Origin of the sequence: Helicobacter canis (genome assembly GCF_900451095.1) — a bacterium.
In the GTDB taxonomy this organism is placed as follows: Bacteria; Campylobacterota; Campylobacteria; order Campylobacterales; family Helicobacteraceae; genus Helicobacter_B; species Helicobacter_B zhangjianzhongii.
Genome location: NZ_UGHV01000004.1, coordinates 1 through 26,304, shown reverse-complemented (window position 1 = coordinate 26,304; position 26,304 = coordinate 1). Strand labels below are relative to the sequence as shown.

General features: G+C 37.8%; 31 protein-coding genes. 2 read left to right on the top strand and 29 right to left on the bottom strand.

The window, feature by feature from the left end:
* Nucleotides 1-268 precede the first annotated feature (268 nt).
* Nucleotides 269-574, bottom strand: a complete 306-nt coding sequence (locus tag DX060_RS10310) for a hypothetical protein (RefSeq protein WP_115012464.1) — start codon at nucleotides 572-574, stop codon at nucleotides 269-271.
* Nucleotides 575-1,061: 487 nt separating this feature from the next.
* Between DX060_RS10310 and DX060_RS10305 the strand changes: the two genes are divergently transcribed.
* Nucleotides 1,062-2,738, top strand: a complete 1,677-nt coding sequence (locus DX060_RS10305; protein ID WP_115012463.1) for a relaxase/mobilization nuclease domain-containing protein — start codon at nucleotides 1,062-1,064, stop codon at nucleotides 2,736-2,738.
* Between the two features lie 81 nt (nucleotides 2,739-2,819).
* Here the strand turns inward: DX060_RS10305 and DX060_RS10300 are convergent, their stop codons facing one another.
* The 10 genes from DX060_RS10300 to DX060_RS10255 form a co-directional block, all read right to left on the bottom strand.
* Entirely contained in the window at nucleotides 2,820-3,563 is a 744-nt protein-coding gene (locus tag DX060_RS10300) for a hypothetical protein (RefSeq protein WP_115012462.1), read from the bottom strand.
* Nucleotides 3,544-3,753 (bottom strand): hypothetical protein, encoded by a 210-nt coding sequence (locus DX060_RS10295; protein WP_115012461.1) that lies wholly within the window; start codon nucleotides 3,751-3,753, stop codon nucleotides 3,544-3,546. The genes DX060_RS10300 and DX060_RS10295 overlap by 20 nt, the downstream gene beginning before the upstream one ends.
* A gap of 9 nt (nucleotides 3,754-3,762) precedes the next feature.
* The gene (locus DX060_RS10290) at nucleotides 3,763-4,866 is read right to left on the bottom strand and encodes a type IV secretion system protein (RefSeq protein WP_115012460.1); all 1,104 of its coding nucleotides are present in this window, start codon (nucleotides 4,864-4,866) and stop codon (nucleotides 3,763-3,765) included.
* Between the two features lie 9 nt (nucleotides 4,867-4,875).
* Entirely contained in the window at nucleotides 4,876-5,781 is a 906-nt protein-coding gene (locus DX060_RS10285) for a nitroreductase family protein (RefSeq protein WP_147278836.1), read from the bottom strand.
* Nucleotides 5,782-5,990: 209 nt separating this feature from the next.
* Complete coding sequence (locus DX060_RS10280; protein WP_115012458.1) at nucleotides 5,991-6,446, bottom strand: hypothetical protein; 456 nt, start codon at nucleotides 6,444-6,446, stop codon at nucleotides 5,991-5,993.
* A 134-nt stretch (nucleotides 6,447-6,580) separates the two neighbouring features.
* The gene (locus DX060_RS10275) at nucleotides 6,581-7,468 is read right to left on the bottom strand and encodes a replication initiation protein (RefSeq protein ID WP_115012457.1); all 888 of its coding nucleotides are present in this window, start codon (nucleotides 7,466-7,468) and stop codon (nucleotides 6,581-6,583) included.
* A 412-nt stretch (nucleotides 7,469-7,880) separates the two neighbouring features.
* Nucleotides 7,881-8,852, bottom strand: coding sequence for a toprim domain-containing protein (locus DX060_RS10270; RefSeq protein ID WP_115012456.1), 972 nt, complete (start codon nucleotides 8,850-8,852; stop codon nucleotides 7,881-7,883).
* Nucleotides 8,853-8,860: 8 nt separating this feature from the next.
* On the bottom strand, nucleotides 8,861-9,433 hold the full coding sequence (locus DX060_RS10265; protein ID WP_115012455.1) for an ATPase: 573 nt from the start codon (nucleotides 9,431-9,433) through the stop codon (nucleotides 8,861-8,863).
* Between the two features lie 204 nt (nucleotides 9,434-9,637).
* Nucleotides 9,638-9,922: a hypothetical protein gene (locus DX060_RS10260; protein WP_115012454.1), complete on the bottom strand. Its 285-nt coding sequence runs from the start codon at nucleotides 9,920-9,922 to the stop codon at nucleotides 9,638-9,640.
* A 145-nt stretch (nucleotides 9,923-10,067) separates the two neighbouring features.
* Nucleotides 10,068-10,733: an AAA family ATPase gene (locus tag DX060_RS10255; RefSeq protein WP_115012453.1), complete on the bottom strand. Its 666-nt coding sequence runs from the start codon at nucleotides 10,731-10,733 to the stop codon at nucleotides 10,068-10,070.
* 605 nt (nucleotides 10,734-11,338) lie between these two features.
* Here DX060_RS10255 and DX060_RS10250 point away from each other — a divergent pair.
* A complete protein-coding gene (locus tag DX060_RS10250; protein ID WP_115012452.1) occupies nucleotides 11,339-11,758 on the top strand; it encodes a type II toxin-antitoxin system PemK/MazF family toxin in 420 nt (139 codons plus the stop codon).
* 330 nt (nucleotides 11,759-12,088) lie between these two features.
* Here the strand turns inward: DX060_RS10250 and DX060_RS11605 are convergent, their stop codons facing one another.
* The 18 genes from DX060_RS11605 to DX060_RS10180 all read right to left on the bottom strand — a co-directional run.
* Nucleotides 12,089-12,250, bottom strand: a complete 162-nt coding sequence (locus DX060_RS11605; RefSeq protein ID WP_181814312.1) for a hypothetical protein — start codon at nucleotides 12,248-12,250, stop codon at nucleotides 12,089-12,091.
* Between the two features lie 256 nt (nucleotides 12,251-12,506).
* Nucleotides 12,507-13,346 (bottom strand): nucleotidyl transferase AbiEii/AbiGii toxin family protein, encoded by an 840-nt coding sequence (locus DX060_RS10245; RefSeq protein WP_115012451.1) that lies wholly within the window; start codon nucleotides 13,344-13,346, stop codon nucleotides 12,507-12,509.
* Nucleotides 13,347-13,349: 3 nt separating this feature from the next.
* Nucleotides 13,350-13,652 carry a hypothetical protein gene (locus tag DX060_RS10240; RefSeq protein ID WP_115012450.1) on the bottom strand — a complete coding sequence of 101 codons (303 nt, stop codon included), beginning with the start codon at nucleotides 13,650-13,652 and terminating at the stop codon, nucleotides 13,350-13,352.
* A gap of 129 nt (nucleotides 13,653-13,781) precedes the next feature.
* Nucleotides 13,782-13,946 carry a hypothetical protein gene (locus DX060_RS11600; protein ID WP_170235201.1) on the bottom strand — a complete coding sequence of 55 codons (165 nt, stop codon included), beginning with the start codon at nucleotides 13,944-13,946 and terminating at the stop codon, nucleotides 13,782-13,784.
* 25 nt (nucleotides 13,947-13,971) lie between these two features.
* On the bottom strand, nucleotides 13,972-14,886 hold the full coding sequence (locus tag DX060_RS10235; protein ID WP_115012449.1) for an ArdC family protein: 915 nt from the start codon (nucleotides 14,884-14,886) through the stop codon (nucleotides 13,972-13,974).
* Nucleotides 14,887-14,959: 73 nt separating this feature from the next.
* On the bottom strand, nucleotides 14,960-15,148 hold the full coding sequence (locus DX060_RS10230; protein WP_115012448.1) for a hypothetical protein: 189 nt from the start codon (nucleotides 15,146-15,148) through the stop codon (nucleotides 14,960-14,962).
* A 37-nt stretch (nucleotides 15,149-15,185) separates the two neighbouring features.
* Nucleotides 15,186-15,938 (bottom strand): ArdC-like ssDNA-binding domain-containing protein, encoded by a 753-nt coding sequence (locus DX060_RS10225; protein ID WP_170235202.1) that lies wholly within the window; start codon nucleotides 15,936-15,938, stop codon nucleotides 15,186-15,188.
* 25 nt (nucleotides 15,939-15,963) lie between these two features.
* Nucleotides 15,964-16,098, bottom strand: a complete 135-nt coding sequence (locus DX060_RS12245; protein WP_258552339.1) for a hypothetical protein — start codon at nucleotides 16,096-16,098, stop codon at nucleotides 15,964-15,966.
* A gap of 128 nt (nucleotides 16,099-16,226) precedes the next feature.
* Complete coding sequence (locus tag DX060_RS10220; protein WP_246145253.1) at nucleotides 16,227-18,074, bottom strand: type IV secretory system conjugative DNA transfer family protein; 1,848 nt, start codon at nucleotides 18,072-18,074, stop codon at nucleotides 16,227-16,229.
* Nucleotides 18,067-18,432, bottom strand: coding sequence for a hypothetical protein (locus tag DX060_RS10215; RefSeq protein WP_115012446.1), 366 nt, complete (start codon nucleotides 18,430-18,432; stop codon nucleotides 18,067-18,069). The genes DX060_RS10220 and DX060_RS10215 overlap by 8 nt, the downstream gene beginning before the upstream one ends.
* Nucleotides 18,433-19,365 carry an ATPase, T2SS/T4P/T4SS family gene (locus DX060_RS10210; RefSeq protein ID WP_115012445.1) on the bottom strand — a complete coding sequence of 311 codons (933 nt, stop codon included), beginning with the start codon at nucleotides 19,363-19,365 and terminating at the stop codon, nucleotides 18,433-18,435.
* Entirely contained in the window at nucleotides 19,365-19,562 is a 198-nt protein-coding gene (locus DX060_RS10205) for a hypothetical protein (protein ID WP_115012444.1), read from the bottom strand. The genes DX060_RS10210 and DX060_RS10205 overlap by 1 nt, the downstream gene beginning before the upstream one ends.
* Nucleotides 19,563-20,396: a hypothetical protein gene (locus DX060_RS10200; RefSeq protein WP_115012443.1), complete on the bottom strand. Its 834-nt coding sequence runs from the start codon at nucleotides 20,394-20,396 to the stop codon at nucleotides 19,563-19,565. It lies immediately after the preceding gene.
* A gap of 10 nt (nucleotides 20,397-20,406) precedes the next feature.
* Nucleotides 20,407-21,987 carry a DNA type IV secretion system protein ComB10 gene (locus tag DX060_RS10195; protein ID WP_115012442.1) on the bottom strand — a complete coding sequence of 527 codons (1,581 nt, stop codon included), beginning with the start codon at nucleotides 21,985-21,987 and terminating at the stop codon, nucleotides 20,407-20,409.
* Nucleotides 21,984-23,030 carry a TrbG/VirB9 family P-type conjugative transfer protein gene (locus DX060_RS10190; RefSeq protein WP_115012441.1) on the bottom strand — a complete coding sequence of 349 codons (1,047 nt, stop codon included), beginning with the start codon at nucleotides 23,028-23,030 and terminating at the stop codon, nucleotides 21,984-21,986. Before DX060_RS10190 ends, DX060_RS10195 begins: the two co-directional genes overlap by 4 nt.
* Complete coding sequence (locus DX060_RS10185; protein ID WP_115012440.1) at nucleotides 23,027-23,686, bottom strand: VirB8 family type IV secretion system protein; 660 nt, start codon at nucleotides 23,684-23,686, stop codon at nucleotides 23,027-23,029. The genes DX060_RS10190 and DX060_RS10185 overlap by 4 nt, the downstream gene beginning before the upstream one ends.
* A 3-nt stretch (nucleotides 23,687-23,689) precedes the next feature.
* Nucleotides 23,690-23,824 (bottom strand): hypothetical protein, encoded by a 135-nt coding sequence (locus tag DX060_RS12240; protein WP_258552338.1) that lies wholly within the window; start codon nucleotides 23,822-23,824, stop codon nucleotides 23,690-23,692.
* On the bottom strand, nucleotides 23,821-26,304 hold a 2,484-nt coding region (locus DX060_RS10180; RefSeq protein ID WP_115012439.1), incomplete at its 5' end, for a VirB4 family type IV secretion/conjugal transfer ATPase. The genes DX060_RS10180 and DX060_RS12240, both read right to left, overlap by 4 nt.

The following is a 26,304-nucleotide window of genomic DNA, read 5'->3' as shown; positions in this document are numbered from 1 at the left end:
CAAAAATCCTAAGCATAGAATCTACGGCGCGTTTTAAATTTGGTATTGATGAGAAAAATATCATACATATCTTCATCAAAATATTCACAAATTAAAAATACAATAAGAATAAGAAAAAAGATTGGAATTGCCCACCACACAACAAAAAGATACAATCCACCACCCAAAAGCAAGGCAAGCAAAAGCATATTTCGACTTAAGCCGATGTTGGTTTTTGGGAGATAGACTTTATCTTTTTTAGTAATCTCTCTAAAATTATCAATCTCAATCATTGAAAGACACTCACACCATTATTTGTAACGCCCCATAACACACCTGTAATAATGGCAACCCAAATAATAAATTTCATATTATCTTTAATCATTTCGGGCTTAAGCTTGGCAGCAATGGCGATAAAACAAATCATAAGCCCGCCAATAATGCCCACAATCATATGGATAACAGAAATCACAATATCCCCTGTGGAATTGACCTCTGTTTGTATGGCATTTTTGAGATTTGCTCCAAATGCCCCATACAAATACACTTGAGCCAACATCATAAATATGCCTATTTTGACCAGTGTTCTTTTCATTCTTGCCGTCCTTTTGTGGTTTCTCTGGCGGGTATTTTGATGAAAAAATTCCCAAAAGTTAAAAGGACGCATTGCGAACTTAAAAAAAGCTTAATAAATCAGCAGAAAGCTCGTATTTATGGGATTTGTTGCTATTAAGTGCCCAAAAATTTTGCTTGTATGGTGAATTTTTGCTGATATTTACTTTTTTAGAGCCTGCAAGCACGATATATAGGTGCTTTGAGGCAGAAAGAGATAGTGCTATATTGAATGCTTTGTCCTTTTAATAAAAAAATTTTTATTTCTGTGATTTTTCAAAAAAATTGCAAAGATTCCTCACGCATTTAGAGATTTACAAAAAATCTCTAAATCTCCCAACAAAGCCCTTATTTTAGGCATTTGTTAGGGAAATCGTGTGCCTTTTAGGGTTATCCTGCTAACATTTGCTATCTTTATAGCTTCTAAGTATATTGTTTGATGTTTCAAATTTACACGCTACAATGCTTTTATGAAAACATTTAAACAATTAGAGCATATCTTTTTTGATTATGAAGAGCAAAAACGCAAAAAAGTAAGAGATGAGTATTTAGATTCTAGCTCCTATACTTTTATGCCAAGTCGCGCAATATTGCCTCAAAAATCAAGCGTATTCTCCAAACAGGTTGTTATCAAGCTATTATCTAATCTTTCAAGTAATGGCGTGAAAAATGCCCTAAGTTATGTGATACGCAATAGCGCATTTGATTTTGCCTTTAATGAATCTCATCAGCCTATAAGGATTGATGAGATTTTGCGCCAATGGCAGAAAGATTTTTCAACACAGCCAAATGCAAAAGAGGCGTGGCACTTTACCTTTTGTCTTGATGAGCTAAAAAGTGAGCGCAATATCAAGGCATTGCAAGATTCTGTCAAAGAAGTAATGCAGACACATTTTTATGGTTATAAATATGTGAGTGTGCTTCATACCCACCAGCACAAACCACATATTCATATCATTCTTAATAAAACTAATATTTTCACACACAAAAAGCTTCACTTTAACAATAAACAAGAGATAAAAAACTTTTGGAATCTTTTACGAGAGGATTTTAAAAATGCACTCAATTTTCACAATCCTAACTTCAATTATAAAAATAGCTACCGATATGAGCACAACTTACTTAAAGAAAGCGCAAAAGCAAGTATTGAGATACCACTAAATATTGCTGAAAACATCGCTAAACAAATTGCAGCACTAGAATCTAAAATCCAGCTCTATGAGACAAAATCCCATAATCTTACTAAAACAATTTCTCAGCATACGCAAGAAAAAAGAAAGCTTATCAATGAATTAAAATTGCTTATCCAATCAGGCAATAAATGCTATTTTCAGCTGCTTAATTCTATAAAAGCAACAAATAAAGAGCTTTGCTCACTTAGACAAAGCAACAAGGGCTATCAAACACAAAAGAAACAATTACAAGAACAAATAAGAAAATTACGCGAGCAAAGACTCTACTATAAAAGCTCTTATGACAGCCTTGCAAAGAAACAGGCTTATGCAGAATTTCTACGCACAAAAAAACAAACAAAAGCAGATATTTTTGTATTGCGCCAAATTCAAAGTGAGATAGCACTTAATGAGAAAAATTTAGCCAAAAATACAGAATCTCAAATAAATGCGGATTTGATAATGGCTCGCACGCTGCATAAAAAGTCTAATGCGTTTGTGATGATAGGAATTGCAAAGGATTTAGATTCTCATCTTAAAGCTCTAGCACATATTGAAATAAGCGATAGCGTGAGAGAAACGCTACAAGATTATGAAACTAAACTTTTAGAGAATAAGGCATTCGTGCTTAAGATGTGCCAGCAAAAAGTTATGATTTTGCAGGAATATCTAAAAGGGAAAAAGAGCCCTTATAAACTCAAAGAGCTTAATGCTCTTTGTAATTTTTTAGGTTTAGAAAATCAAACGCAAACACAAGAGCCTAGTAAAACATACTCTAGCACCCATACACAAGAGCTACTCAGTAATGAGCTGATAGATGTTTTCTTGCGTTGGTATTGTAAAAAGCAACACATCACCAATCCTGCTATTTATGAAGCGCACTTAAGAGAGAAAATCCACAATGGCACTTTCGAGAATTTTAAAGAGCAGTATAGGGCATTTATTGAAGAGAATAAAGCAATAAAAAAGCTATGAAGCATTAGATTTTACATTTTAAGCAACACAATAGAGCCTACAAATGCGCACAAGGTAAAAGATGACAGAAGAGCTAAAATATTATAAACCAATAGGCATAGTTTTAAGCGCGTTTTTACCAAACTCTTGCAAGGGTTGCTTTATGGCACTTGTTGCAGCTTGAAGCATTTTGGGGTAGTTTTGCTCTAGGCTAGGGAATTTCTCCCTTGCTTCACAAAGCTTTTTATCAATCTGCTTTATATATGCAGCTTTTGATTCTTTAGATTCTACTAAATCAAGCATTGCTATATCCTTGCGAAGCTCCTTTGCAAACGCCCTTTCAAGCTGCAAATGCTTGGCAAACTCTTGGATTTTCTCCTTACTACTTTTAAGCACTCTTAGACTTTCTTTTAAAAAGTTTGCAGTCAGTGGCTTATGCTTAGAATCTTGTATCTGCTGCATATAGTCTCTAGTATTTGGCTTTTTTGTAGCAAGCCTTAGCTCATATAAAGCCTTTTCCATAGCATAGAGTGCTTTAAGAATATCCACAATGCTACGCACCTGCGCGATAGAGGCAATAGCCCTATCTAGTTCGTTTTTCTCTCTATCAAGGCTTTTTTCTTCACTAGGCGTTTCTTGTGGTGAGGCTTGCTCTTCTTGCTTTAGTCTTTGCTTATCGCGCTGAATAAGACTAATTACATTATCCATATCAGCATAGCTATTAGAAAAATCTTGTATCACTTTTGCGGCGTGCTCGCTCTTAGCCTTTGGGGTTTGTGGGATTATAAACTTTTCATCAAGTCCTAGTTCTTCCCCCTCTAGCTCCTTAGTGGCTTGGCTGCTCATTTTTTGCCCTTCTCTCTGCTAGAGTGATAAACAAATCCCCTAGTTTATGTGTATAGCCAGCTACAAATACTAATGCCTTGCCACAAAAATGCACTAGAGCATAAAGCATTGCTAGGGCTTTAGCTTTCTTCTCACTAAGCTTATCTTGTTTAGATTGTAGTTCTTTATTGTCTTGTTCTTGCGTATCCACTTTGCTCCTTTAGGTAGTATGGGGCGTGTCTTTACCCCTAAACTTATTTGCACTATCGCTGACCCAGCCTTTTGCTGCCCTGCTGGCTTTAAGCGCGGCTCTACCCGCTCCTTGTGCGGCGTGATTGCCGTGCTCCCCGCCAAACATCGCCCCCATAGCTCCTGTGGCGGCTGCCTTTATGCTCTGTCCATCAGCGCGGTTTTTAGCATATTGCCCCATACCTGCTAGCATTCTTGTGCCTATAAATGCTCCATTATTGATAGCTCCAGCTAGCCCTGTGCCTGAACCACTAGAATCTGCGCTACCAATAATCGCACTTACCCAACCCGGAATCTTTGTTAGCAAAAAGATAGAAAACATCATTAGCACGATACCAACTAACGCCACTTCGGCTAAATCCCCACTATTTGCGATAAGAACCTGCCCTTGCTGCATATATTTGGTAACACTATTTGGAATAGAGCTAAGAAGCACAGCAAAAGGACTCCATAAGCTCAAACCAATATAGAGTTTCAGCCAAGAGAAAAAGATTGAACGCGTTTGTGAGAAGCACACTAGCGGAAATACAAGTGCGCCAAGTGAGAGAATCACATTTGCCATAAATTGTGAAAGCACGGTCATTATGACAAAAGCTATCATAAACACCAGCCCCACAAGAAAATACGCCGCTCCTATAAACCACAACGACATCTCGCTCCAGCCTGCCAAATCAAAGATTCTATCGCTATTATCTTTGACCATTCTCCATTGTGTAGAAATCATCACTTCTAAATCAGTGCTACCACCATTAAACTCACTCACCCCCAAAGAGAACCAATAATAAGGAATCTTAAATACCCCCAAGCTATCCATATAGTTTTCATAGCTAGAGAGAATGACTTTAACAAGGATAAATATCACAAGCCACACCATTGCCTTAAACATATCAGCTCTACTAAAATCGCCCTTAATCTTTAGAAAAAGCCAAATTGTAAAGCTAATACCAAAAAGCGTATAGACAATGGAGCTTGTATAGAGCCCAGCACAGCCTTGATAAATGTTTTGTAGGGTTTGATTGCCCGTGGAGTTAATGAGATTAACAACAAGGCGTAAGAGTGAAGCCGAGCTATCCATACCTAGCTCCTACTTCTTACCAAAATCTAGCACAGGAAGCCCTAGAGCGTCCTTTTTAAACTCTCCTTTTAAATCTTCAAATGGTGAATCTTTGGCAAAAACACCTAGCTGCTCCCTGTTTTCTGCTAGTTTTTGTTTGTCTATTTCTAAATTCTTTGCCATTTTCTTGTCTAAATTATCATCTATATCTTGCATTGCTATCATTGTATTGTTAAAATTCATCATCATCTCATAATTTAATTGAGCAACCCTCAATATTTCAATAAGTATTTGATTGGTAAAGTTTTGAAAATCAGTTTGTGTTTGAGCTTTACTAGCTTGCTCCAGCAAGTTTTTCATTTGCTCATTCATATAGCTCTTAGTATAGCCACGCACATTTTTATCTTTGCTCTTTGTTTGATATTTTGCATAAAACTCATTCCATTGCGTTCGTTTGTCTTTTGTCATTTGCTGATTTATTTTTGCTTGTTTTGTATGTATGGCATTATATTCTTGCATTGTTTGGTCATATTTCTCTAGGTCTCCTTTTTTTAAAGCTTGTTGGGCTTGGGCTAACTTATCACCTAAAACTTCACTCATAGCTTTTGAATCATTTACTGCGGCTAGACACATAGTTTGTGTTTTAAGTTCGCCCGTTACAAAATCGGCAAAAGAGTTATCCTTAAATTTATCAGCCATATCTTTAAATAGCTTATCTTTCATTAAGAAATCGCAATCTTCTTTGATTCCTGCCAAAAGCGAATCTAATGTGCCAGGCAAAGATTCTAACGCGGATAATGTTTCTAATGCACCACTGGTTAAGGCATCTAATTTTCCAAGAATCCCTCCTACTCTGCCTGTATCTATACCAAGCTTTGAAAGCTCTTTTTCGTACTTAATGGCTTCTTCTAGCATTTGATTATATTGCAGTATCATATTTCCTATGGCTGTAACATCGATGACAGGCATATTGGCATACGAGAAGCTAGGGATTAAAAGACAAACACAAGATATTTTTAGTAGAAGTTGCTTGCAACGAAGTTGAAAAGCAGAGAAAAAGCAAGGCATAGCTCACCCTTTGATACAGGATATTAAATGCCTTAGCTCTTTTGGTTGGTTTCGTATTGTATCGTAATTTTCTTAATCTATTTCTTATATTTAGCCGTTTCTTTCTTAAACTCCTCTTCTCCGCCAAAGACATTGAAATAATCCGACAAGAAGATATAGCAGGTCTTTTTTTCAAACTTCTCAGGCACAGTCCCATCGTATGCCATTAGGGTGTCTTGATTGGCAAAAATCGTAAGCTCCTCGCGCGTATCTTCACCAAATGGAACTTTATGCTGATGATAGGCTTTTTTGCAAAATGCGGCATATTGGTTTTGCCGTGCGACAATTTTATCCTTTTCAGCTTGAGCCTTAGCATCTGCTTCTTCTTTAGCTTTTTTATTTGCTTCTTGCTCTTTTTGTCTTTTACCACTTGCAATATCTGCGGTATTATCTACAAAGTTTTTTGTTGCATTTAAAGCTCCGCCTAAATCAAACGCACTCGCACCTACGGCTACAATTCCAGCCACAACAGCACTGACTACAACTTTTTTCATCTCATCTCTCCTTTGGTGTGTTCAAGATACCCCGCCACTTTTAGGGACGCCCAACACCACGCCCACCATAAACTAACAGCACAAAAGCAACTAAAAACTAAAAACAAGCTCTTCGGTCTTAAAATTACTTTCAGCTAGGATATGGGGGGGGGGGGGGGGGGAATTTTACTCTTATCTGCTCCTTTTTTCTTAATCTCTATCGCGCGAGGAGTAAAGGCAAATTCTATCCTATCAATACTTCCACCTTGCCCCTTGCTTTTCTTGCCATTGCTATCTTCTTTGATTTTCTCAAAGGTAAGATTTTCAAAATAAGGCTTATTTGTATAGGGGCTATTCTCCGCAAGCTTTAGCACAGAAGGCTTAAGGATACGCTTATCTATATCGCAGCTCTCATACTTTGCTGGGATACTCATTAGCTCCCTGAATTTACTATATTTTACCACATATCTGCCTGTGGCTTGAAACTGCTTTAAAAGTCTATAAAGATTCTTAGCATACTTATTGTTGATAGCGCAAAACTCTCGCACCTCAAACCTCGTAAAGTGCGAGGTTATATCATTGATAAGCTCCATAGAGCTTTCTGTAACTTTAATCACAAGCGTGCGGCTCTTTTCATCTGCCATAATCTTTTCAAAAAAAGTATAGGCAGAGAACCGCTCATAGCCCTCTTCATCAATTTGGCTCTTTTCTGCTTTGAGCGAGTTTAGCTTCTTGGCAAAGTCTATAATATTTTTATAAAACCGCCGCCTATTCTTGTCGCTCTCTACAAACTCACGCATTTGCTCAAACTTAATAGTGATAGTTCTTGTGCGCTGATTTTTGGCAATAGCACAAAGGATAAAGAAAATATTAAAATCTGCTTCTGTGAAGTCTCTAAAGATGATTTGATTAAAGCGATTCTCATACTCTACGCTTAAGTCTTTCTCATACACGACATCATCAGCAAGCTGCTCGGCTGGATTGATAGGCTCACCAAATAAATCCAGCTGTGGTGGCAACACTGCAGCCTTAATCTCTTCCATTATACCCTATCCTTAGTTGCGTCTCTATGTATTATCTTCCCTAGAGTCTAGCTAAAAATGTGTAACAAATCAACTTTTACCCATTATTTCTAACATTTCCCACAGCTTTTCGCAATTCGCCCTTTTAATTTTCGCAATATGTCCTTTTAAAATTAAGCTCACAAAAAACAGCACAAAACCCATACCTTAACTCAAAACAAAGCATTCTAAACATTACGCAATATGTCCTTTTAATAACGCTTATTTTCGCAATATGTCCTTTTAATTTTCGCAATATGTCCTTTTAAAAATCACTCTAGCAACGCTCCCAGCGATATTGCAAGCACATCTAAAACAAACAATATAAAAACAAAATTTAAAAGGGGAAAACTGCGCGATAATGATTCTTATAATTTATGTAAGTTTTTAAGATTTAAGAATCGCATTTAGATGTTTGTAAGTCTTCGTTGAAATCTTTATGTTGTGGGATTTTTATTTCATAAGTAAAAGAAAAAGGTTGTAAGAGTTCTTCAAGCTGTTTTGTGAATACTTTGCCTTGTTTATCATTGTCAAATCCTAAAAAAATATAAATAGAATTTGAGCAATTTTGTAACAAGAACAATAAAGCTTCTTTGGCTGATTTTGAGAAAGTTCCACTTGTGGCACAAAGTAGAGATATTTTTGTATCAAGCTCAAGGATTTGCAATAGACTCATAGAATCAATGCTAGATTCTGTAATGATGATGTATTTAATATCTTTTAAACTCTTTGTGCGTTTGTCTTTTAAAATTTCTATTCCTTTTTTACCAAATGCAAGTGTAGATAGCGGTTTTTTGTAGTTTTTGCCCTCTTTGTCTTTTGGTAGTGGTTGGTTGAGTTTCGCGCTATATCCGCACTGCACAAGGTCTTTTGCATTGAGTTTTTTCTCATAAGTATAAGTAGGGAAACAGATGTTTTTATAAGTATCAATTTTTATTGTAAGATGTGAAAAAATCTCTTCTTTTATTCCACGATTACGCAAATATAAGCCACGATATGCTGGATTTTTGCTTGAAAGATTGATGCTTCTAAATTCTTTAAATTTAATGCTTGCTTTAATCTCTTTATCTTGTAGTTCTGTTGGTTCTATGGCGTGATGATTTAAATCAATATGTTTGCCAGCAATAAGTTTTTTTACATCAATAGAGCGAAGCTTGCAAAAATGATGAATATTTCCTTTGTCCCTTTCATTAAATGGATTGAAATAGAGATAATGTCCATTTGGCTTGCGTGTAATTACAAGAACATCGCCATTGCTATGATTCATTGTTATATGGCGCGTGGAGCTTTTTTCTAGTTTTTTTTCATAATTAAGAGTGCTTAGAATCTCGTGCAGTGGTAGTAGCACATAATCATAAGGGCGCATACTGCCTCCTACTTATCTAATCGTTCAGTAATGAAACCCTCAAGCACAGAGTTAAAAGCACCAGCTGGCATTTGGTGTTTTTGCGCGATGAGCTTTAGGCTCTCTGCGCTGTTATCAAATAGTAGCACATCATCGCAAAGTGGCGCGATAGCTTTGAGATTTTGTAATGATGTGCAAAATCTTCTTTCAATAAGCTTAGAATCTATATCGTGCCCACCCTTTGCCACGCGGATTTTTACCCGCTGCTTGGCTTTCTCCACAGAATCTAATCCCACATAATAGAGCGTTATTGCGTAATTATTGGCTTTTAGGGTGGAAAAAAGCTTTGTGATACTTGCGCCACAAAGTGTAGTTTCTTGATTGAAGCTTTGGTGGGTTTGTATGTAGTGTTTTCGTATGCGTAGGGCGATTTTTGTAGCGCGTGTTTGGTCTTTTTCGCTGCGCCAGTCCCCAAATGAGCTGACGATTTCATCAATATTGACACGCAGCCCAAATAAACGCCCCTTTTCTAGCTCGTTATAATAGAGCGTTGTTTTTCCGCTACCATTGACACCTGCAAAAATTGTAGCGTTTGGCTGCATAGCATTTCCTTTTATTTTGCTTAATTTAAGGTTTCGCAATTCTTAAAGCCCAAAAAGCCCTAAAATACACACTTTAAGTTTTGCTACACAGAATGTCTAAACCTTAAAAATACTTCTTTTTGCCTATATGCCGAGATTCTCTCTACTTTTAAAAAGTTTGAAAAGTCTAATTTTCATTCCTAAAATAGATTCTGCATTTGTATTTTAGTTAAAAATTTTAAAGCGGATAAATTCGGTAGTTTTCATATTTTTTTCTTCTGCCATTTCTTGGATTTTGAGAATCTCGCGTTCTGTGAAATACACTAGCACCTTTTGCGTGCGCTTGTTGGCTTCGCTTTTTAGTGGTGCGCCACGCCTTTTTTGGGCTATTTTGCTTGTCTCGCCCTCTGCGTGGTTGATAAACTCCGCTACACTTGTAGAAGCAGTGTGCTCGCGCTCTTGCTCTACCTTTTTGAATGAGTTTGTTTTAATGTTTTTGAGTCCTGCCATTTTGCAACCTTATACAAAAAATTTATAGATATGAAATATTATTATAAAATAGTTAATAAGATGTTTTTTAATAAAAAAATAAATGTTTATTAGAATAAAATATATTATTTATTAAATATTAAATAAATAATATTAAAAATATAATCTATATACTTTTAATATATTCTATTAACTCATCATAAAAGCGAACAAAATCATCAAAGGCTTTTTCACCACCTTTGCAAAACTCTGTAATTCCCATTCCTGCTGAAGTTGCATTTTTATATGCTTCTCTCTCATAGATGATAGAGTTCATTAAGTGTAGATTCTCTAGGTTCTTCTCATTGATATAGCTGCGTAAATCGCTAATTTTCTTTTCTAAAAAGGGGTTGGGGGAGGCTTTATCAATCACAATAAGTGCTCTAGATTCTGGGTTTATGGCACTGACTTCATCATAGAGCGAAATCATTTTATCAAGCACCACAACATCATATTGGCTTGGCACGCTTGGGATAATGATAATATCAGCAATGGCTAGTGCTTGGCGCATTTCCTTAGAATCTCGCCCGCCTGTATCAATCACAAGGCTATCGTATTTTTGACTTAGAGATTTAACCTCTCTTGCTAGCCCATCGCCAAGTTTGGTAACAGAATTAAAAAGTAGGGGGAGATTCTCGTTTGTGCGGATATTGAGAAAGGCTTCAGTGCTTCTTTGTGGGTCGGCATCAACAAGTAGCACTTCATCTCCCTCTTGTGCGAGTTTGCAGGCGATATTTACTGCAAGCGTTGTTTTCCCACTGCCACCTTTTTCATTAACGATTGAAACAATCATTTTTTATCCTTATTTAAATATTTTAGAAATTGTATAAGATTATTGTAAATATGTTTATAAGTATTTATAATACATTAAATAATGATTTTTTAGTAATAAAATAATATTAAATAAATAATATATAAAATATTTAATATCAATAAATTATTATTTTTATATATTAAAAATATAATTATAAATCTACATATAATAAATAAAATGGAGCATATAGAAATAGGCTGAAAAATGTGGTCAATAAAGGGATAAAAGAATACTTGTGTTATAATTCTGCCGTGAAGCCTCGTAACTCCTTAGTGAAGCTGCAACTTCACTAAGGGGAATTGCTTCGCCGAAAGGAGAAACAATTCAATGCTTATTAAATGCGTTGTCATTATAGCAATAATTTGCTTAATTGTGTCAAGTGCTTCTTGGTATTTGACATTTAGGCTAGGCGGGCAAGCACGCCTAGCCCCTATACAACGCATTTCCCTTGCTTGCTTCATTATAAAAAAGTAAGTCTTGTATAAAAGTAATAAATATTAAGAAATAAGCAGCTTATTCAACATTTTATGTGTTCTAATTTGAGAACACATAAAATAAAAAAATAAAAATAAAAGGAGTTAATTATGGATAACACTATCCAATTTAATAAGTGGAATACACTAAAACAAACTATACAAAACAATCAAACACGGCATTACATTAAAGAGGGCTGTGTATATTGGGTGCATATCGGGCAGAATATTGGGTGTGAAGTTTTTGGTAAGCAGCAAGACTTTAGAAGACCCGTGCTTGTGTTAAAGAGGATATATATTCCAAATTATATGGACGCTTTCATAGGAATACCGCTTACCACAAAAAAACTTAGTGGTTCTTCATTTGCTAGATTAACTAATGTAAAACATAATGTGGTCGTTACTGCAATGCTGGGGCAGATTAGAGCTTTTGACAGCAGAAGAACTATAAGCTATTACTATAAAGCAAGAAAAGAGGAAGTGGATAGGGTTAGAAATAAACTAATAAGTTTTTTATCTCCCAGCAACTAGGCTGGGAAACCCAAAGGATAAACCTTTGAGCCAATTCTCCTTGAAGAGATTCGGTATTTATAACGAAGTTTTGCTTAAATATGTCTTACTTCTGTTTTTTGGAGTTTTTTGATGGCTTCAGTTCATTGGTGTTTCCTGGTGTATCTTTGTTGTCTTTGCGTCTTTGGTCTTTCTCGCCTGTAGATTTAGCAGTGGGTTTTGGTCCCCTTTTTAAACCATCCTTTTGTATTTCCTTACTCATTTGCGTTTCCTCTTTGGTTAAGTTTTACAATTGCCATTGTAATGTCATATCGTAAAAATTGCAATAGTGATTCTGTGGCGATTTATTATTTATGTGGTATCAGGGGAGGGAAAATGTTTTACACATCTAGTGGCAAAATCAAGCGCGTAAGCACGCAGATTGCGCCCTAGATAGAGCCGATGAAGCGCGGTAAGCGCGACAATATCGGCGGAGCTATTGGTAGGCGCGCCTAAAGCGCAACATTTCATCAAAAACAACGCGTTGTTTTTGCCTAGCTGCTTGCAAAAAGTCCTTTTATTAAAGGCGGGTAATAAAACCCTAACCATCCAACACGCCCAAAAAGCACAGCATAATCCCTAAAAACACCATCTTTGCACTCTAAACCCGCTCACCAATGGGCAAAACCCTACAAGCTAACCACTTCTCCTACCACCAAACACGCAGGAGCTTCCAAGCTCCAAAATCTAAAAAACCTAAACAAGCCCTACTTATTGCCTCAAATCCCGCCTACTCTTCGCCTAGTCCTTTATCTTTGTTTATACCAATACGCTTGCTATATTTATCTAGCCGCCCCACTCTTTTAGAATCAAGCCTAATATGCTTGCCCTGCGCTTCTTTGCACAGAGATTCTGCCTTTTGTAAAAATTTTTCTCTTTGCTTCTCATCACTTGTGCGCTCAATATTGCCTAGCACCCTATCAAATTTTGCCTGCAGCTCATAAGCAGCACTTAGCCACTGGCTTGCTTCTTTAGATTCTTTTATGAGCAGTTTTTTATCTTGCTCTGTAAGCCTGTGCAAATCTCCATCATCAAAATAGGTTAAGCCCTTAAGTATCTGCACGAGTGGAAAATCACTGCCAAAAAACACGCCTACATCATTTAGCGCATTTTTTAGGCTTATGTCTGTTTGCCGCAATATCGTGGCAATATCAAAATAATCCTTATACTCTGCCCTATCACAAGTGGCTTTAAGCTTAGTGGCAAGAAGCGATTGCATATCTGCGATACGCAAAATCCCATCATCTGTTTGAGTGGCTTTGGCTTTTGATACAAAATCCATATCCCCAAAAAAAGAGAGCTTTACTTTTGATTCTGTCATAAACACGAGCGTATCTTTTTCCTGCTGCAATATCGTGCCTACTTTAATGCCTTCAAGCGTGAGTAAGGTTTTTTGCGACCTATCAATACTCTTATGCGTGAAAAAATCAAAATCCACAGATTGCCTATGCCCAAGCTGCAAGGCAATCGCAGTCCCACCAAAAAGCACAAAACCAAGCCCTGTGATTTGTGCTAAATGCGGATATAGTGCTCTCTGCTCTTGTGGCAGAATCTCTAAAATAGGCTTCATTTGCTAGCTTTGCAGAAAACTTCGCTTTGGTAGTGTTGGGATTATGGCATTTTCTCCATAGAGCATAATATGCCAATAATGCCAGCTTTTCTCATCAAACCACCCAGCTTGCGCTTTTTTAAGGGCTTCTTGTAAAACGCCCTTATCAATCTTGCATAGCAGTGCATACTCTTTTGGACTATTAGCATAGCGCATAGCACTAGCGATAATGCGTAAAGGATTAGAGCGCATAAGCTCATTGCTATCTTCCCACCACACATAATGCGCGAAGTGTTCTAGCGTTGATTGATTGATATGTGCGCTCATTTTCTCTTTCCTTTTGTGAGAATTAAAAGGACAAATTGCGAAGCATTTATATTATGCAATTCTCTATCCCAAATTATACTAAAAATAGGGCAATAGCGCGCTAAATAGGCATATAGCATAAACAAACGCTCACTTTCTTTTTGTCTTCAAGGCTTTGTCTATAAAACTTGAGCAGATTCTATAATCTAACTCATAGGATTGTGGTAGCTTTAAGTTCTTGTCTTTTGCTCCGCTAAAAGCGGCTATTTTTTCACATTTATTTGGTGCTTCAATAATGATTATGCTTTCTTTCATTCTTGCCCCTTTGGTAGAATTTGGCTTATCGCTCAAGCCCCAACTCATTTTCTAGCTTATTTTGGATTCTTGGTTTGACTCTAGCCTTTTGTGGTGTGCGCTCTTGCTCTTTGGTGGGATACCATTGCTCTTTGACAAAGCTCACCATTCTCACACCATCTTTAATCGCCCTTGAAATCTCGCTCTTATCATCTTGTAAAATCTTGAGCCAACCTTTTACATAAGAAGCGTGATTTTTTATATCATAATCAATGCCAAGCTCTAGGGCTTGTAAAAATGAATAAAGCTCTGCTCTTAACTCTTCTTTGGCATAGCTCACACTCCCAAAATCTCCACTTAATGCTCTTCCTAGCCTATGTTTTGCACCTGTGGCGTGTCCTAGTTCGTGCAGTGCGGTCGAGTAATATTGCTCTTTAGTAGCAAAATTTTCTTTTGGTGGAAGATAGATTGTGTCGCTATTAACACAATAGTAAGTTCTATCTTTGTTATGGTGGATAATGGGGATATGGGAGTTTTTTAGAATCTGCTCAATAAAAGGGTTTTCTTGGAATCTATCACGCTGTTTTATCTCAAAATGAATATTATGTTGTTTTTGGTGTTTTGCGAGTAATTGCATATCAAGGTTTTGACATTGAGTGATATTAAAAATAGGGATTTTCTTAAAAATCTTTTGCCATAGCCGTCCCTCTTCATCTTCAAAGACATATCCCCTAGTATTTTCTCTTTCTTCTTGTGTGATGGGCTTTTGTCCTACAAATAGCACATAGCTTGCCCTCTCTCCTTTTCTCACAGAACCATTAAGAGCTTTAATTTCATTAAAGGTAAGATATTTGCTCTCTGTATATTCATCACACAGCAGGCGCAGGGCATTTATGCCCTGATAAATTGTGCCTGTGTAGGGATTATGCGGCAAGATCCCATCATTTTGCCAAGGCTTAATTCAAGGCGCACTGCCAGATTCTAGCGCGTGCAGAATCTTCTCTTCTAAATCCTTAGCAAGCTCTTCTAGCACCCTACTCATCACTCTGCCTTGCAAGTATTGTCTCTTGCCCTTTTGCTTGTTCTCTCATTTCTTGCAGCAAATAGCCATAGATTTTAAGCTCTTCTTGTGTGATGCTATGCTCTTGCTCACACCACGCTTCTTGTTCTTGGTAGCTCTCTTGCAGTCCTAGAAAATCCCTTATACTTACCTTTTGTTCCATTTGCTTCCTTTCTTAATAGATTCTGCCTTTCATTGCGTTATCGCTGCATTGCGCTTTCTTGGCTTTTATTGTGTGATATATCTGGCTGTGGCTTTGGCAGAGGTCTATATTGCTCAAGTCCAGCTTGGGCTTGGAGATAATTGCTAATTTGCTTTTGTGTGTGTTCAGTTAAGCCTATGCCCTTAAGATAGTTTGTTGTTATGTCTTTTGGCTCATTGAGTGATAAATCAAGCTCTTTGAGCCTGCTTTTATCAAGGCTTGGGATTTGTGAAGTGTGATAGAGCGTTGTAGTCTCTAGGATTGGTGCAGGTAGCTCCTTAATATCATAGACAAAATCATAGTAGGGCTTATTTGTTTTTGGATTGATTTTGGTATTGCCATTTTTATCAACTTGTGGCTTTGTCTTTGGATTCCCTTTTTTATCAAGCACCTTAGTAGCTTCTTTGGTTTTGATATAAGAGATTTTAACGCCCTGCATTTGTTTAAGCTGCTCCCCTGTGAGCTTTGCTCCTAGAAAATTAGCTTGCTTGGCAGTAATCCACGAGCCATTTTCATAGCCAAGTTCTTTTTGCTTACTCTCTAGTAAAATTGCATTTAGTCCCTCATAGGGTCTGCCTGTCTGGGCGTTAAATGGTCTAGTATGTTGGAGTTCTTTAGCATTTTTTGCCTCAAGCCAAGGCGCGCTTTTGCTCTTTATGGCTTGGATAATGTTGTATTTGGCGTAGTTATTAAAACTCTCTTTTCTTTCCTCGTGTGTGTATTCTTCCCATTTTTTTGGTTGTGCTGACATTTTTTCTCCTTGTGTTTTGGTATTTTTAGGCTTCGCTCTCTTGGATAGCCACATCTTGTGTTTGAGCTAATCCTAACTCAAGCAGCTCATTTGCTTCTTCTTGGCTGATAGGGATTGCTCCCTCTGGCAGTGTGGGTGTCTGCTCTTGTTGTTCTTGCATAGGCACTCCTTAGAAAAATTCTCTTGCAAGCAAGGCATTTTGTTACCAACCAAACGCTAATACTTGCAAGAGTGGGCAAAGCCCAAAACTATGCTTTTCATCTCTTAAGCACAGATTTGGACTTTGTGCTAGTAGCCCTTAAGCCCCCTAAATTTGTATTCATAAACATTGCATTCTTCCTTATTTTCCTTTACTAAATCTTTGCCTAGATTCTGCACTACTTCTTGTGATTGTGTCTCTGGTGGGATATAGGGGATTTTGTCAGCTCCTTGCCATTCTTTGAGCTTAAACCAAAAATTGACATCTGCTTTTATGGGGCGATTTAAGAATCCGCCCACGAGAATGTAGATTTTATCCATTGGATTGCTAAGAATATCTTGTGCAGTGATGAGTTTATAGCCTTCAGCATTAGTGGAGATATTTTGCTTAAGCATATCAAGGTTGCCTTTTGATGTGCTTGTCTTTTCTCGTGTAAAATCCCCTATCATTTTGCTTAGGGTTTCTGCATCTTCAAAGCTATTCATACGAAAGATAACTTGATAAGCGACATTAGCGCGGATAATTTTTACATCATCTTCACCATAGTATTTTTTAATCTGCTCATAGCTTTGTGTGATATATAGTGGCACAAGCCCAAAGCTCCTACAAAGTGCTGGCATTTCTAAGAGAAATGGCATTTTCCCAAAGCGCACAAACTCATCTAGGATAAGATAGATAAATTTATTGGGGTCGTTATTTTCTTTTGTAAGCAGTTTTTTACACATAGATTCTAGGAGAATGCGGATAAGTGGGGCGAGAATATCCATATCTTCGGTTTGTATCACAATATACATACTGATATGCTCTTCTCGCAAATCTTCATAATCAAAGCTCATCTTTGAAACAGCTCTGGCTACTTGTGGATTGCTAAAGACTGCCATAAAGGTGTCATAGGTGGATTTAATGCTTGCAAATTCATTTTGCGCTGCGCTAGAGTATTGGCGTGCTTGATTGCGCACGATGTCATCTATACTCTCATCATTAGCCACTTGCAGAAAAAAGGCTTTGAGTGTGTCTTCTTTAGGGTTTCTCTCAAATTCCCCTGTATCTTCATCTTGGATTTGGCACATTTGTAAATAGTCCCCTTGAAGCTCATTGTAATAATCTTTTTTTGGAGCTTGGGCGAGTTCTGCTAGGGTGGTATGTCCAAACTTTTGCATAGCATAGAGTGCAAAAAAGCTAAACATTGTTTTGGCAGAAATGACCCAATGGTCGTTTTCTTTGCCTTTTTCTCCTACAAAAATTGTCCCAGCGATTTGGTCGGCAAGCTTTTTGCGTTGCACAAAGCTCATTTCCTTAATGACTTTGTTATCAAAGGGATTAAAAAACATTGTGTTTTCATCGTTAAAAGGGGAGAAAAGCAGCACTTTATTGTGGAGTTTTTGCTGTCTGTATCCTGCAGTTTTTTGATAAAGCTCCCCTTTAATATCAAGCACCACACAGCTTTGAGGTAGGGATAAGAGATTAGGGATAGCAATACTTGCCGTCTTTCCAGTGCCAGGTGGTGCGACAATAAGGGTAGAGAGTGGTTGATTGGAGCGGATAAAGAGCTTTTTGTCCCTGCCTTTATTCAAGCAGCCAAATATCATACCGCTTTCATAATTAAGCCCCATTGCTTGAATCTCTTTTTCATTAGCAAAGCGTGCATTGCCATAATTTCCTTTTGGCTTTGCATTGCCCATTAGTGAAAATATCACCCACACAATGAGGGGCAAAGAAGCAAAAATAAGTGCCATATAGGACTTGAGCTTTAAGGCTGGATTACCAAGATTTTGCAGAATCTGCACGCCTATATGACAGGCTTCTTGCACGCCCTGCCAAGAAAAATGGATATGAAAATAATACATAATGCTTATGCCATAGATACATATACTTAATAGCACGCACACAAGTAGTGATGTAATATCGCGCATTATAGCTTGGCTCTTATTACGCATTGAAAATCCTTGCTAAAAGCTTTTGATTCTGTTTGGCTAGGGCGTGAAACTCTGCAAAAATCCGCTTTGTTTCTTGGGCTTGTCTCTCAAAATGCTCTTCATTTACATTAAATCCTGCATTGAGATGATAGGCGATTTGGTTGATATTTCCAGCCACACGCGAAATTTCAAGGAGCATTTGGGTATTAAAACTAGATGTGCGGTGCAGTAGCTCTAGGATATTATGTGCTTCTTCTAAGTGGAGAAGTTGGCGAAGAACGCGTGATTTCTTTTGTCCCATAAGCTCGGCTTTCTTGCATAAAATCTCATAATCTTTTGTGGCTAGGCTTATATGCACTCTTTTGGCTTTTTGTTTCATTTATATCTCCTTTGGTATGTGGTCTTTAACAACGAGAATCTCGCTAATAATGCGTTCATTTTTTTCGCGCTTAATCTGCACGATATAATCAATTGCAGTGCGAATATAAGCTCTAAGTGCTGCTCTATCGCTCATTCCTCCAAACATTGCATTGGTAATTAAGGCATTGATAGCATCTTCGCTGTTATTGGCGTGCAAGGTGGAGAGATTGCCCTCGTGTCCTGTGTTGTTAAGGCGCAAAAATGCCAAAGTATTGCGTATATCTATCTCGCCAAGCAGCAGTCTATCGGGGCGTAGGCGCATAGCATTATTGATAGCTTGTGTGTAGCTATAAATCTCGTTGGCTTCTTTTGGAATAGCAAGCTGGGTTTTATTGCGATTATGGATAAGCAGCTCTTGTGAGTCTTCAATACTCACAATGCGCTCATCTTCTGGAATCTCACTCATTAGGGCATTAAGAAAGCTTGTTTTTCCTGTGCCTGTGCCACCGCTAATAAGCACATTTTTCTTCTGCGGGATTAGAGATTTAATAGCGGCATAATCCCACTGCTCTTTGACCCTATCACTTAGGACAAATTGTTCTAGCCTAAAGCGTTGTTTGCTTGGGATTCGTATGCAGATACAGACATTAGAGTGAAACAGCACACTTTTATGCTGGGCTTGCAATCTATATCTATCATAAGGTGGTGGCAGCTCGCACGATAGGCTAGGGTGTTTTTCATTAAAGCGTTGCCCTCTTTTGGTGGCTAGCTGGATAAGAAAAGATTCTAAAAAGCTTGCACTTAGCATAGAATCTTGCACATATTCCCACCTTTGCCCATAGTCTATATATAGCTCGCCTGCATTATTGATGATAAGCTCATTGGCATTCAAGCGCAAATATTTATCAAGCACCTTAAGCTTTTGAGCGAGGATTGGCGTGATGTGCTCCATTAGAGCGCACCTTTATGTTCTAGGCTTTCCAGCGTTTTAAAGTTCTCTTCAAGCTTAGAATCTAGTTTTTGTATATGCCTTTGGTGTTTTTCGCGTTGCTTGGCTAGCTTTTCTATGCGCGCAAGCAATCTGCTCTCACTCACTCTGCTTTTTTGTCGCTCTTTGGCAGAGTGGATTTTTTGGCTAATATGTTCCATTTATCGCTCCTTTGTGTTGAGTTTGTTTTGTGTTAGGTTGCAACGCTCCAGTCTTTGCATACTTTTAGAGTCTAGCTCAATGTGCAGATTTTGGGCTTGCTTGCTAATTTCATTAGCCCTTGCAAGAAAGCTTTGCTTTTGCTCTTTGTTGCTGACACGCTCAAAGTTGTTTAGGTTGATAGTAGGCTTGCGTTGCAGTTCTGCTTGTATGGGGATATGTGGCTTTTGCTGATTTGTGTTCGTGTTGTTGTTTTGTGGTATAATGGTGTCGTTAGCGGAAGTGCGAAAATTGGGGTCATTAAATAACGGAGGCGGAGCTGACCTTGTCCGCCCATTTTCGCTATATTCTACTCTCTGATTTGATTCCGTTCTTGAATGTGCTGTTAATAATCTGTTAATATCTCTATTGTCTTTTTTATATTCTCTGCTCCCATAGAGTAAAACATTTTCATCATTTGCCTTGATTTTCCAAGTGTAGTCTTTATGCTCCACATTATATTCTGCTTCCACATTTCTCGCGACTTTGGGGTAAGAGAGCATTTCTTCTGTGGTTACCATTCCTCTTAGTGCAGGACTATCGAGATGTTTTTGTATTTCTTTTTCCATAAACTCCCTATCTACAACCACATCTCCAACATTGCTTCTTACAATGGTGCTAGACTTCTCATTTTCTAGCACTTTATACATCTTGCTACTCTCTTTTTTAGCCTCTCTCTCCCAAATAAGCTCTTTGAGGGCTATAAGATTCTTTTCTGTTCGTGCTATGGTGCTTTTAAGTTGATTGATATTGTTTTCTAACTCAATGATTTTTTGTTTGATGTTATTTTTATCCATTTGCCCCTCCTTATTGGTATTCATCATTAAAATACTGCGCCATAATCTCGCCATTTTTAGGCACAGGAAACCACATATGCGTGGTGGGTGTGATGTAGATTCTGCTGCCCGCGCGTATTTCAATGGTTGGCTTAATCTTTGCCTGTTCAGAGATGAGCTGTTTAAAGATATTGTTAATATCTCCTTGCGCAGTGGAGAAGAGTTGCGCAGTATAGGGGCTTGTCATCGTGCCGCTTTTTTGCGTGAGATTAGAGATGCTAATCATTAGCCCATTGCTTAGAGTGTTAAGAAAAAGTCCTAACCCATAACGCTCTTTAAATTTATTATCCAAATAGCCCTCAACCCCATTTATCCCACGAGAATCCGCACTCATCGCATTAGTTAGCAAGATATTAACGCCCTGTGGTGTTATCATCTCACGCCAAACAATACTGAGGCGCGATTGACCGATTTTGTTATCATTTTTATAAAAGCCCATTACTTTAGTCCCACGCGGGATAAGCACGGCTCTACCTTGAGCTGCATAAATATCCTGCTCCACTTGTGCTGTGATAATTCCTTCAATATTGCTTACAATAGGAGTCATTAGCACTGCTGGGATTAGCCGCCCTGCGCGTATCATTCTGTAAAGGCGATGTTCGTTTGTGGCGATGTCTATGCTTTTTTGATTAGAAAATCCGCTATCCCCATAGCGAGAGCTTTGTTGTGCAAAGATTTGAGAGTTTCCGCCTACACGCTCTCCTAGCACCGCACTTTTATAAAGCTCCTTTTCTTGTGCGAGTGCCATCTCTCTCGCTCTTTGTGCTTCTTGCTTATCAAGTAGGGCTTGATAGGCTGGGTCATTTTTGCGCTGCTCTTCTAGGACTTTTCTAGCTCTCTCTTCTTCTGCGCGTTTTCTCTCTTCTTCTTCAAGGCGTTTGCGCATTTGTTCTTGGAGTTCTTTTTGTCTTTGCGCTTCTTTGGCTAGGAGTTCCTGCTGTCTTTTAAGCTGCTCATCAAGTGAGTTTTGTGTGCTTTGATTTAAAAAATCATTCAAGGCTTGTGTATCATTGACATTGATAGGCTTTCCATTAGAATCTAAAATGGTTTTTCCATTTTTATCTTTGAGATTCCCATTTTTATCCACAAATATGGGATTCCCATCCTTATCAAGCACAGGATTCCCAAAACTATCAAGCAGTAAAGAATCTTCACTGCCCATAATCTTTCCATTTTTATCATAGATTATGGGTTTGCCGTTTTTATCTAAGATTGGATTTCCATTTTTATCTAGCAGCACCTTTTTGCCTAAAGGTTTGCCATTTTTAGAATACATATTGCCATACTCATCAATATAAATAGGATTACCAAATTCATCAAGTATGGGGTTGCCAAACTCATCGGTTAGCATTTTCAGTTTTGGCTTATCATCAGTTGTTGTAAAAACATCACTTTTTGAGAGATTGCTAGCATTTGCACCCTTTTGGGACTGCCACACATAATCGCTTATAGGAAACTTGCTTTCAAAGAGATACTCAAGGTTTTCTTTTACACCTGCATAGACAATACAAGCTCCAACAAGTGTGAATAGCCCCACTTTAAGATAGCTCATTTCTCGCCTTTTTGCACTTTCTCCCGTTCTACGCAGACATAGGCTTCACCGATTTTGATAGTGAATTTATCAGCGACCGTTTCAGCAATCACAAAATCCCCTATAACGCGCGTTTCTATGGGAGAATCCTGCCTATCTACCACGACATAAATACTAGGGATTTGTGGGTAGCGATTCTTATCGTATTTAAAAAATGTGTAATTGTTATCACTAAAGATTTCTTCAGGCACAAGCCAAGTGTTTTGTCGCTTGGCTTTAACTTTGTAGCGTTTATAAACCTCTTTTTTCTTCACACGCAACTTATTGATACCCTCTTCTACATAAAAATACTCATCAAAGAATGGGTCTTTGTTTTTTTCAATAATGGTGCGCTTATCTTTGACAAATACCACTAAATGCGGATTTTTCCACGATGTAAAATCTGTTGAAAAGATATAAAAAGAATAAAGCTTGCCATCTTCTGTAAAGACAGCAAGGCTGGTATCCACGCCAATGAGCTTGGGGCGTATGGCTAGGGTGTTTTGAGAATTAGGCACTTCTAGCACTTCAAACCCCACATTATCGCCTAAGATAAAGTTTCTAATTTTTTGGGGAAAAATCATTGTGCTAGTCATCGCGATTCTTGTGCGGATTTTGTAGGTGGTATTTTCCACATAGTCTATGGTTATGGTGTTTTCTGTGCCTTTGTAGTTTTTGGCAAAGAATTGGTTTTGTATGGCTTTGAGATTCTGGCTTCGCACAGCCTGCTTTTTTAGTAAGATTTCTTGTTCGGTTGGTGGCTCTTGTGGCTTTTGCTCTTGTGATAAAGGTGCAGAGCTAGAGCTAAAGTCCCTGCTTGTAGAATCTGTGAGTGGGGCATTTTTGCGTGCTTCTCGCTCTTCTTGCATATCTTGGATTTTATTGATTGTATCAAGCATTTGCTCCTGCCCTGCCTGCATTCTGCGTGCCACTTCTGCCCTATCAGTGTCATTTAACACAGAATCTGCCCACAAAGAAGCTGGCAGCAAAAAGGGAAAAAGTAAGATGATATGAGCATATTTCATTTGTCTTCTCCTGTTTGGTCTTTAATGGAAATTTCAGTCAATGCGTATTCTTGCACCACAAAGCCTGTGGGGTTTCTTGGCACAGAAGTAAAATTGATACTTTGTTCTACAAAGTCGTATTTGAGTGTGGCTCGGTAGCGTTTTAAGGATTTGTTTTTCGCATCTTGCACGATAGTGATAAAATCCACATTTGCCACTTCTTTGGAAAGCACACTAAGATTGACAATATGCACTTCTCTTGTAAGTTCTTTATTGGAATACATAGAATCATCTTGGGTTACAATTCTTCTAAAGGTATCCCATACCTTACGCGAGCTTTGCTCTCTCACATCTTCAAAGCGGTGTTCATCATCAATATGGTTGATTGTTTCGCGTTTTTGCACATAGCTGGCTAGAATAGACTTAAGCAGGGCTTCTTCTGCGCGGATATTAAGATTTGCCTGCTCCACGCGCACAAAGTTGCTTTCTGCATTGGAAAAAAACACAAGATATGGGACATTTTGTTTAAGGGGGAGCATAATGATAATGGCTAACACAAGCAGAGCGATAATAATGGATTCTAAAATAATCCAAAAGAACATATACTGCTTGATATGCCGCTCTAGCTTAAAAAGAACATTCGCATCTCTTTTTAGCTCATTGTCGCTAAAAGTCATTATTTAGCCCCTTTTTTCCATATCAATAATCAGGTCATAACAAGCACAAGGGCTTTTTGGCGGGATTTTTGCCCTCTTGTTACTGCAGCCAATACACAAAAGCCCAATACAAATGGCGATACAAAGTGATTTCATCATTTCTCCTTTAGATAGTGTGGGGTTGTTGCAAGAAGTGATTTTTGGTTTTTGAGATACATTGTGCGCCACTCTTGCGGGTGGTATTTCTTGCATTCAAGTAACGCATTAACATCTTCAGCTTCAGAGCTAAATATTTTTAAATGCTCGCCAAGTCGCGCAAAATTCACATCAAGTATGGCGGATTGTTCTTTGCGCTTTAAAAGAATCTGTCTAGCACTTTTACTAGAGCTTTTGAGAAACTCTACTTCGCTGCCTGTAAGGGAGAGCTGGGCTTCTAGCTTTTGAAGTGTGCGCTCATCTGTGGTGGGGAAAATGATAAAATTTGCCATATTCTCTATAAAGGCATCTGCATTAGCCACATTGCTAAAAAAGTCAAGATTCTGCACGCCCATTGTGATAACACCATTGATTTTGCGTATCTCCATAATAGATTCAATAATGGCATTACACATATTTTCATCATTAAGATAGTCGCGTAGCTCATCAATCCATATAAAAAAGCCCTTATTGCTATTTTTAGAGATATTTTTAATTTTATGAAAGAGATAGAGCGCACAAAGCGCGGCATTTTTCTTATCTTTCAAAATAGAATCCATATTAAGAATGGCGAGCTGTTTATCAAAATTAAGCGCGTCTTGTGTATTGTCAAACAAGCCACCTAGATAGTCTTTGAAGCGGATTTTTATATCATCTTGGGAGTTTGGAAACTGCAGGCTATCATAGAAATCTTGCAGGGTAAAAATATGCTCAAACTCGGCTTGTTGTGTTTCTCGTATTTGCCTTAATGTATCGCCTACAATATTTCGTAGCTCGTGTTCATTCTTGCTTATCTCGCCCATTTCACATAGCCACGATTTTAAAAAGTTATTATTTTCTGCAGTATCTGTTAGTGAAAAAGGATTTAATTTAAAGCCATCAAGCTCTAGGTCGTGGTATTCTCCTCCTATGTAATTAGTAAAATTGTGCATACCGCGCAGCTTATCCATAGCAAAGATATGAATATCATATTTAAAAAGATTGAGCATAAGAAACTGCATAAGCGTGGTTTTCCCATAGCCTGTGCCACCAATAACTAGCGTATGCCCTGCCGCACTTTTATGCTCGCTGTCGTGGAAATTAAAAAAGTAAGGGCTACCACTTAAATGCCGCAAAATACTCACAGGTCTATCACCCCAGCGATTACTCTTAAAGCCTAGAATATCATTTTCAAATGTGCAAAGCGTGCTAACTACCGAGCTTGTTTGTGTGCGGATTCTGGCATTAAGGTTGCCCCTACTTGGAAAAAAGCTAAAATACAAAGGTTTGAGATTAAAGCTTTCTTTTGCCACACTTAGATTTTGTGCTTTTAAAATGGCAATAAGCGCATTTGTTTTTGTGTTCAGCTCTTGGAGCTTTTCACTTTCAGTTGCACCATTATGAGAAAGCACAAGAATACTAAGAGAAAATTTTAAAAGTTTTTCTCTATCAGATTTAATTTCTTGCAAGAGTTCTTCTAGGGCATTTTGGATTAAGCCCACCGCGTAGAGCTTGGTATTTTTAACTTTTTCTATTGATGATTTTCTATCCAGTGCTTCACAATGAAAAATCAAATAATAATCGCTATTTTCTCGTAAAATAGTTGTCGGTAAAATACTTGATATATTTTCTGTCTCATAGGCTTTAACACTAATAAAACGCCCTAGCACTTCTTGTCCATCATTGCAAGCAAAAATAATATAATCTTTCTTAAACTCCACATCTGAAGTGATATAAGAATCTGTGATATTGCTATATCCATATCGCAGTGCTGTCTCTTGCATATTAGAATAAGTAGCATAGAAGTTAATAATATCATCAGAATCAAGTTGTGTGGGATTAAACTCTCCTAATGCACTTTTTAATTCTTGGCATATTTCATCAAGCTTTTTGGCTTTAAATTCAAATCGTGTTGTATTATTCTCTGGGCTTAGATTATCCGCGATTTGTTCGCTTGTAAGTTTTGATTTCTTTGATTCAAAATAGCCTGTGAGTTTTTTAGATTTTGTAGAGATGATGAGATAATAATTGATTTTATAAGTTACAACACCACTCTCCCATTTTTTAATAATCTCTTGTGCGTATGGATTATTAGAGCTAGAATCAAAGCTAAGATTGAGTCGCTCTTTTTTACAAAAGATGTTAATTTCTATATGAGAATCTAGTTTGCTCCAAAAGCGATTCCTACTTTGCACCAGCTCTAGCTCTCTATTGATACTTGCAGCACTATAACTGATACCACCGATTGCAAATCCAGCACAAAGATTGCCATCTTTTGTGGCGATATAGTGATTGTTATATTTTGAGGCAATATTAGATTCTTCACTCATTGCATAGATTTTAGGCTCTTGCAAATGCAAAATCCCCTCGCTCTTTTGCATAGCACTATTAAATGCTTCATTAAAAGTATCAATATTATCGCTTGAGATAATTTTACGCAGTGGTTCTATTAGCTTTTTAATCAT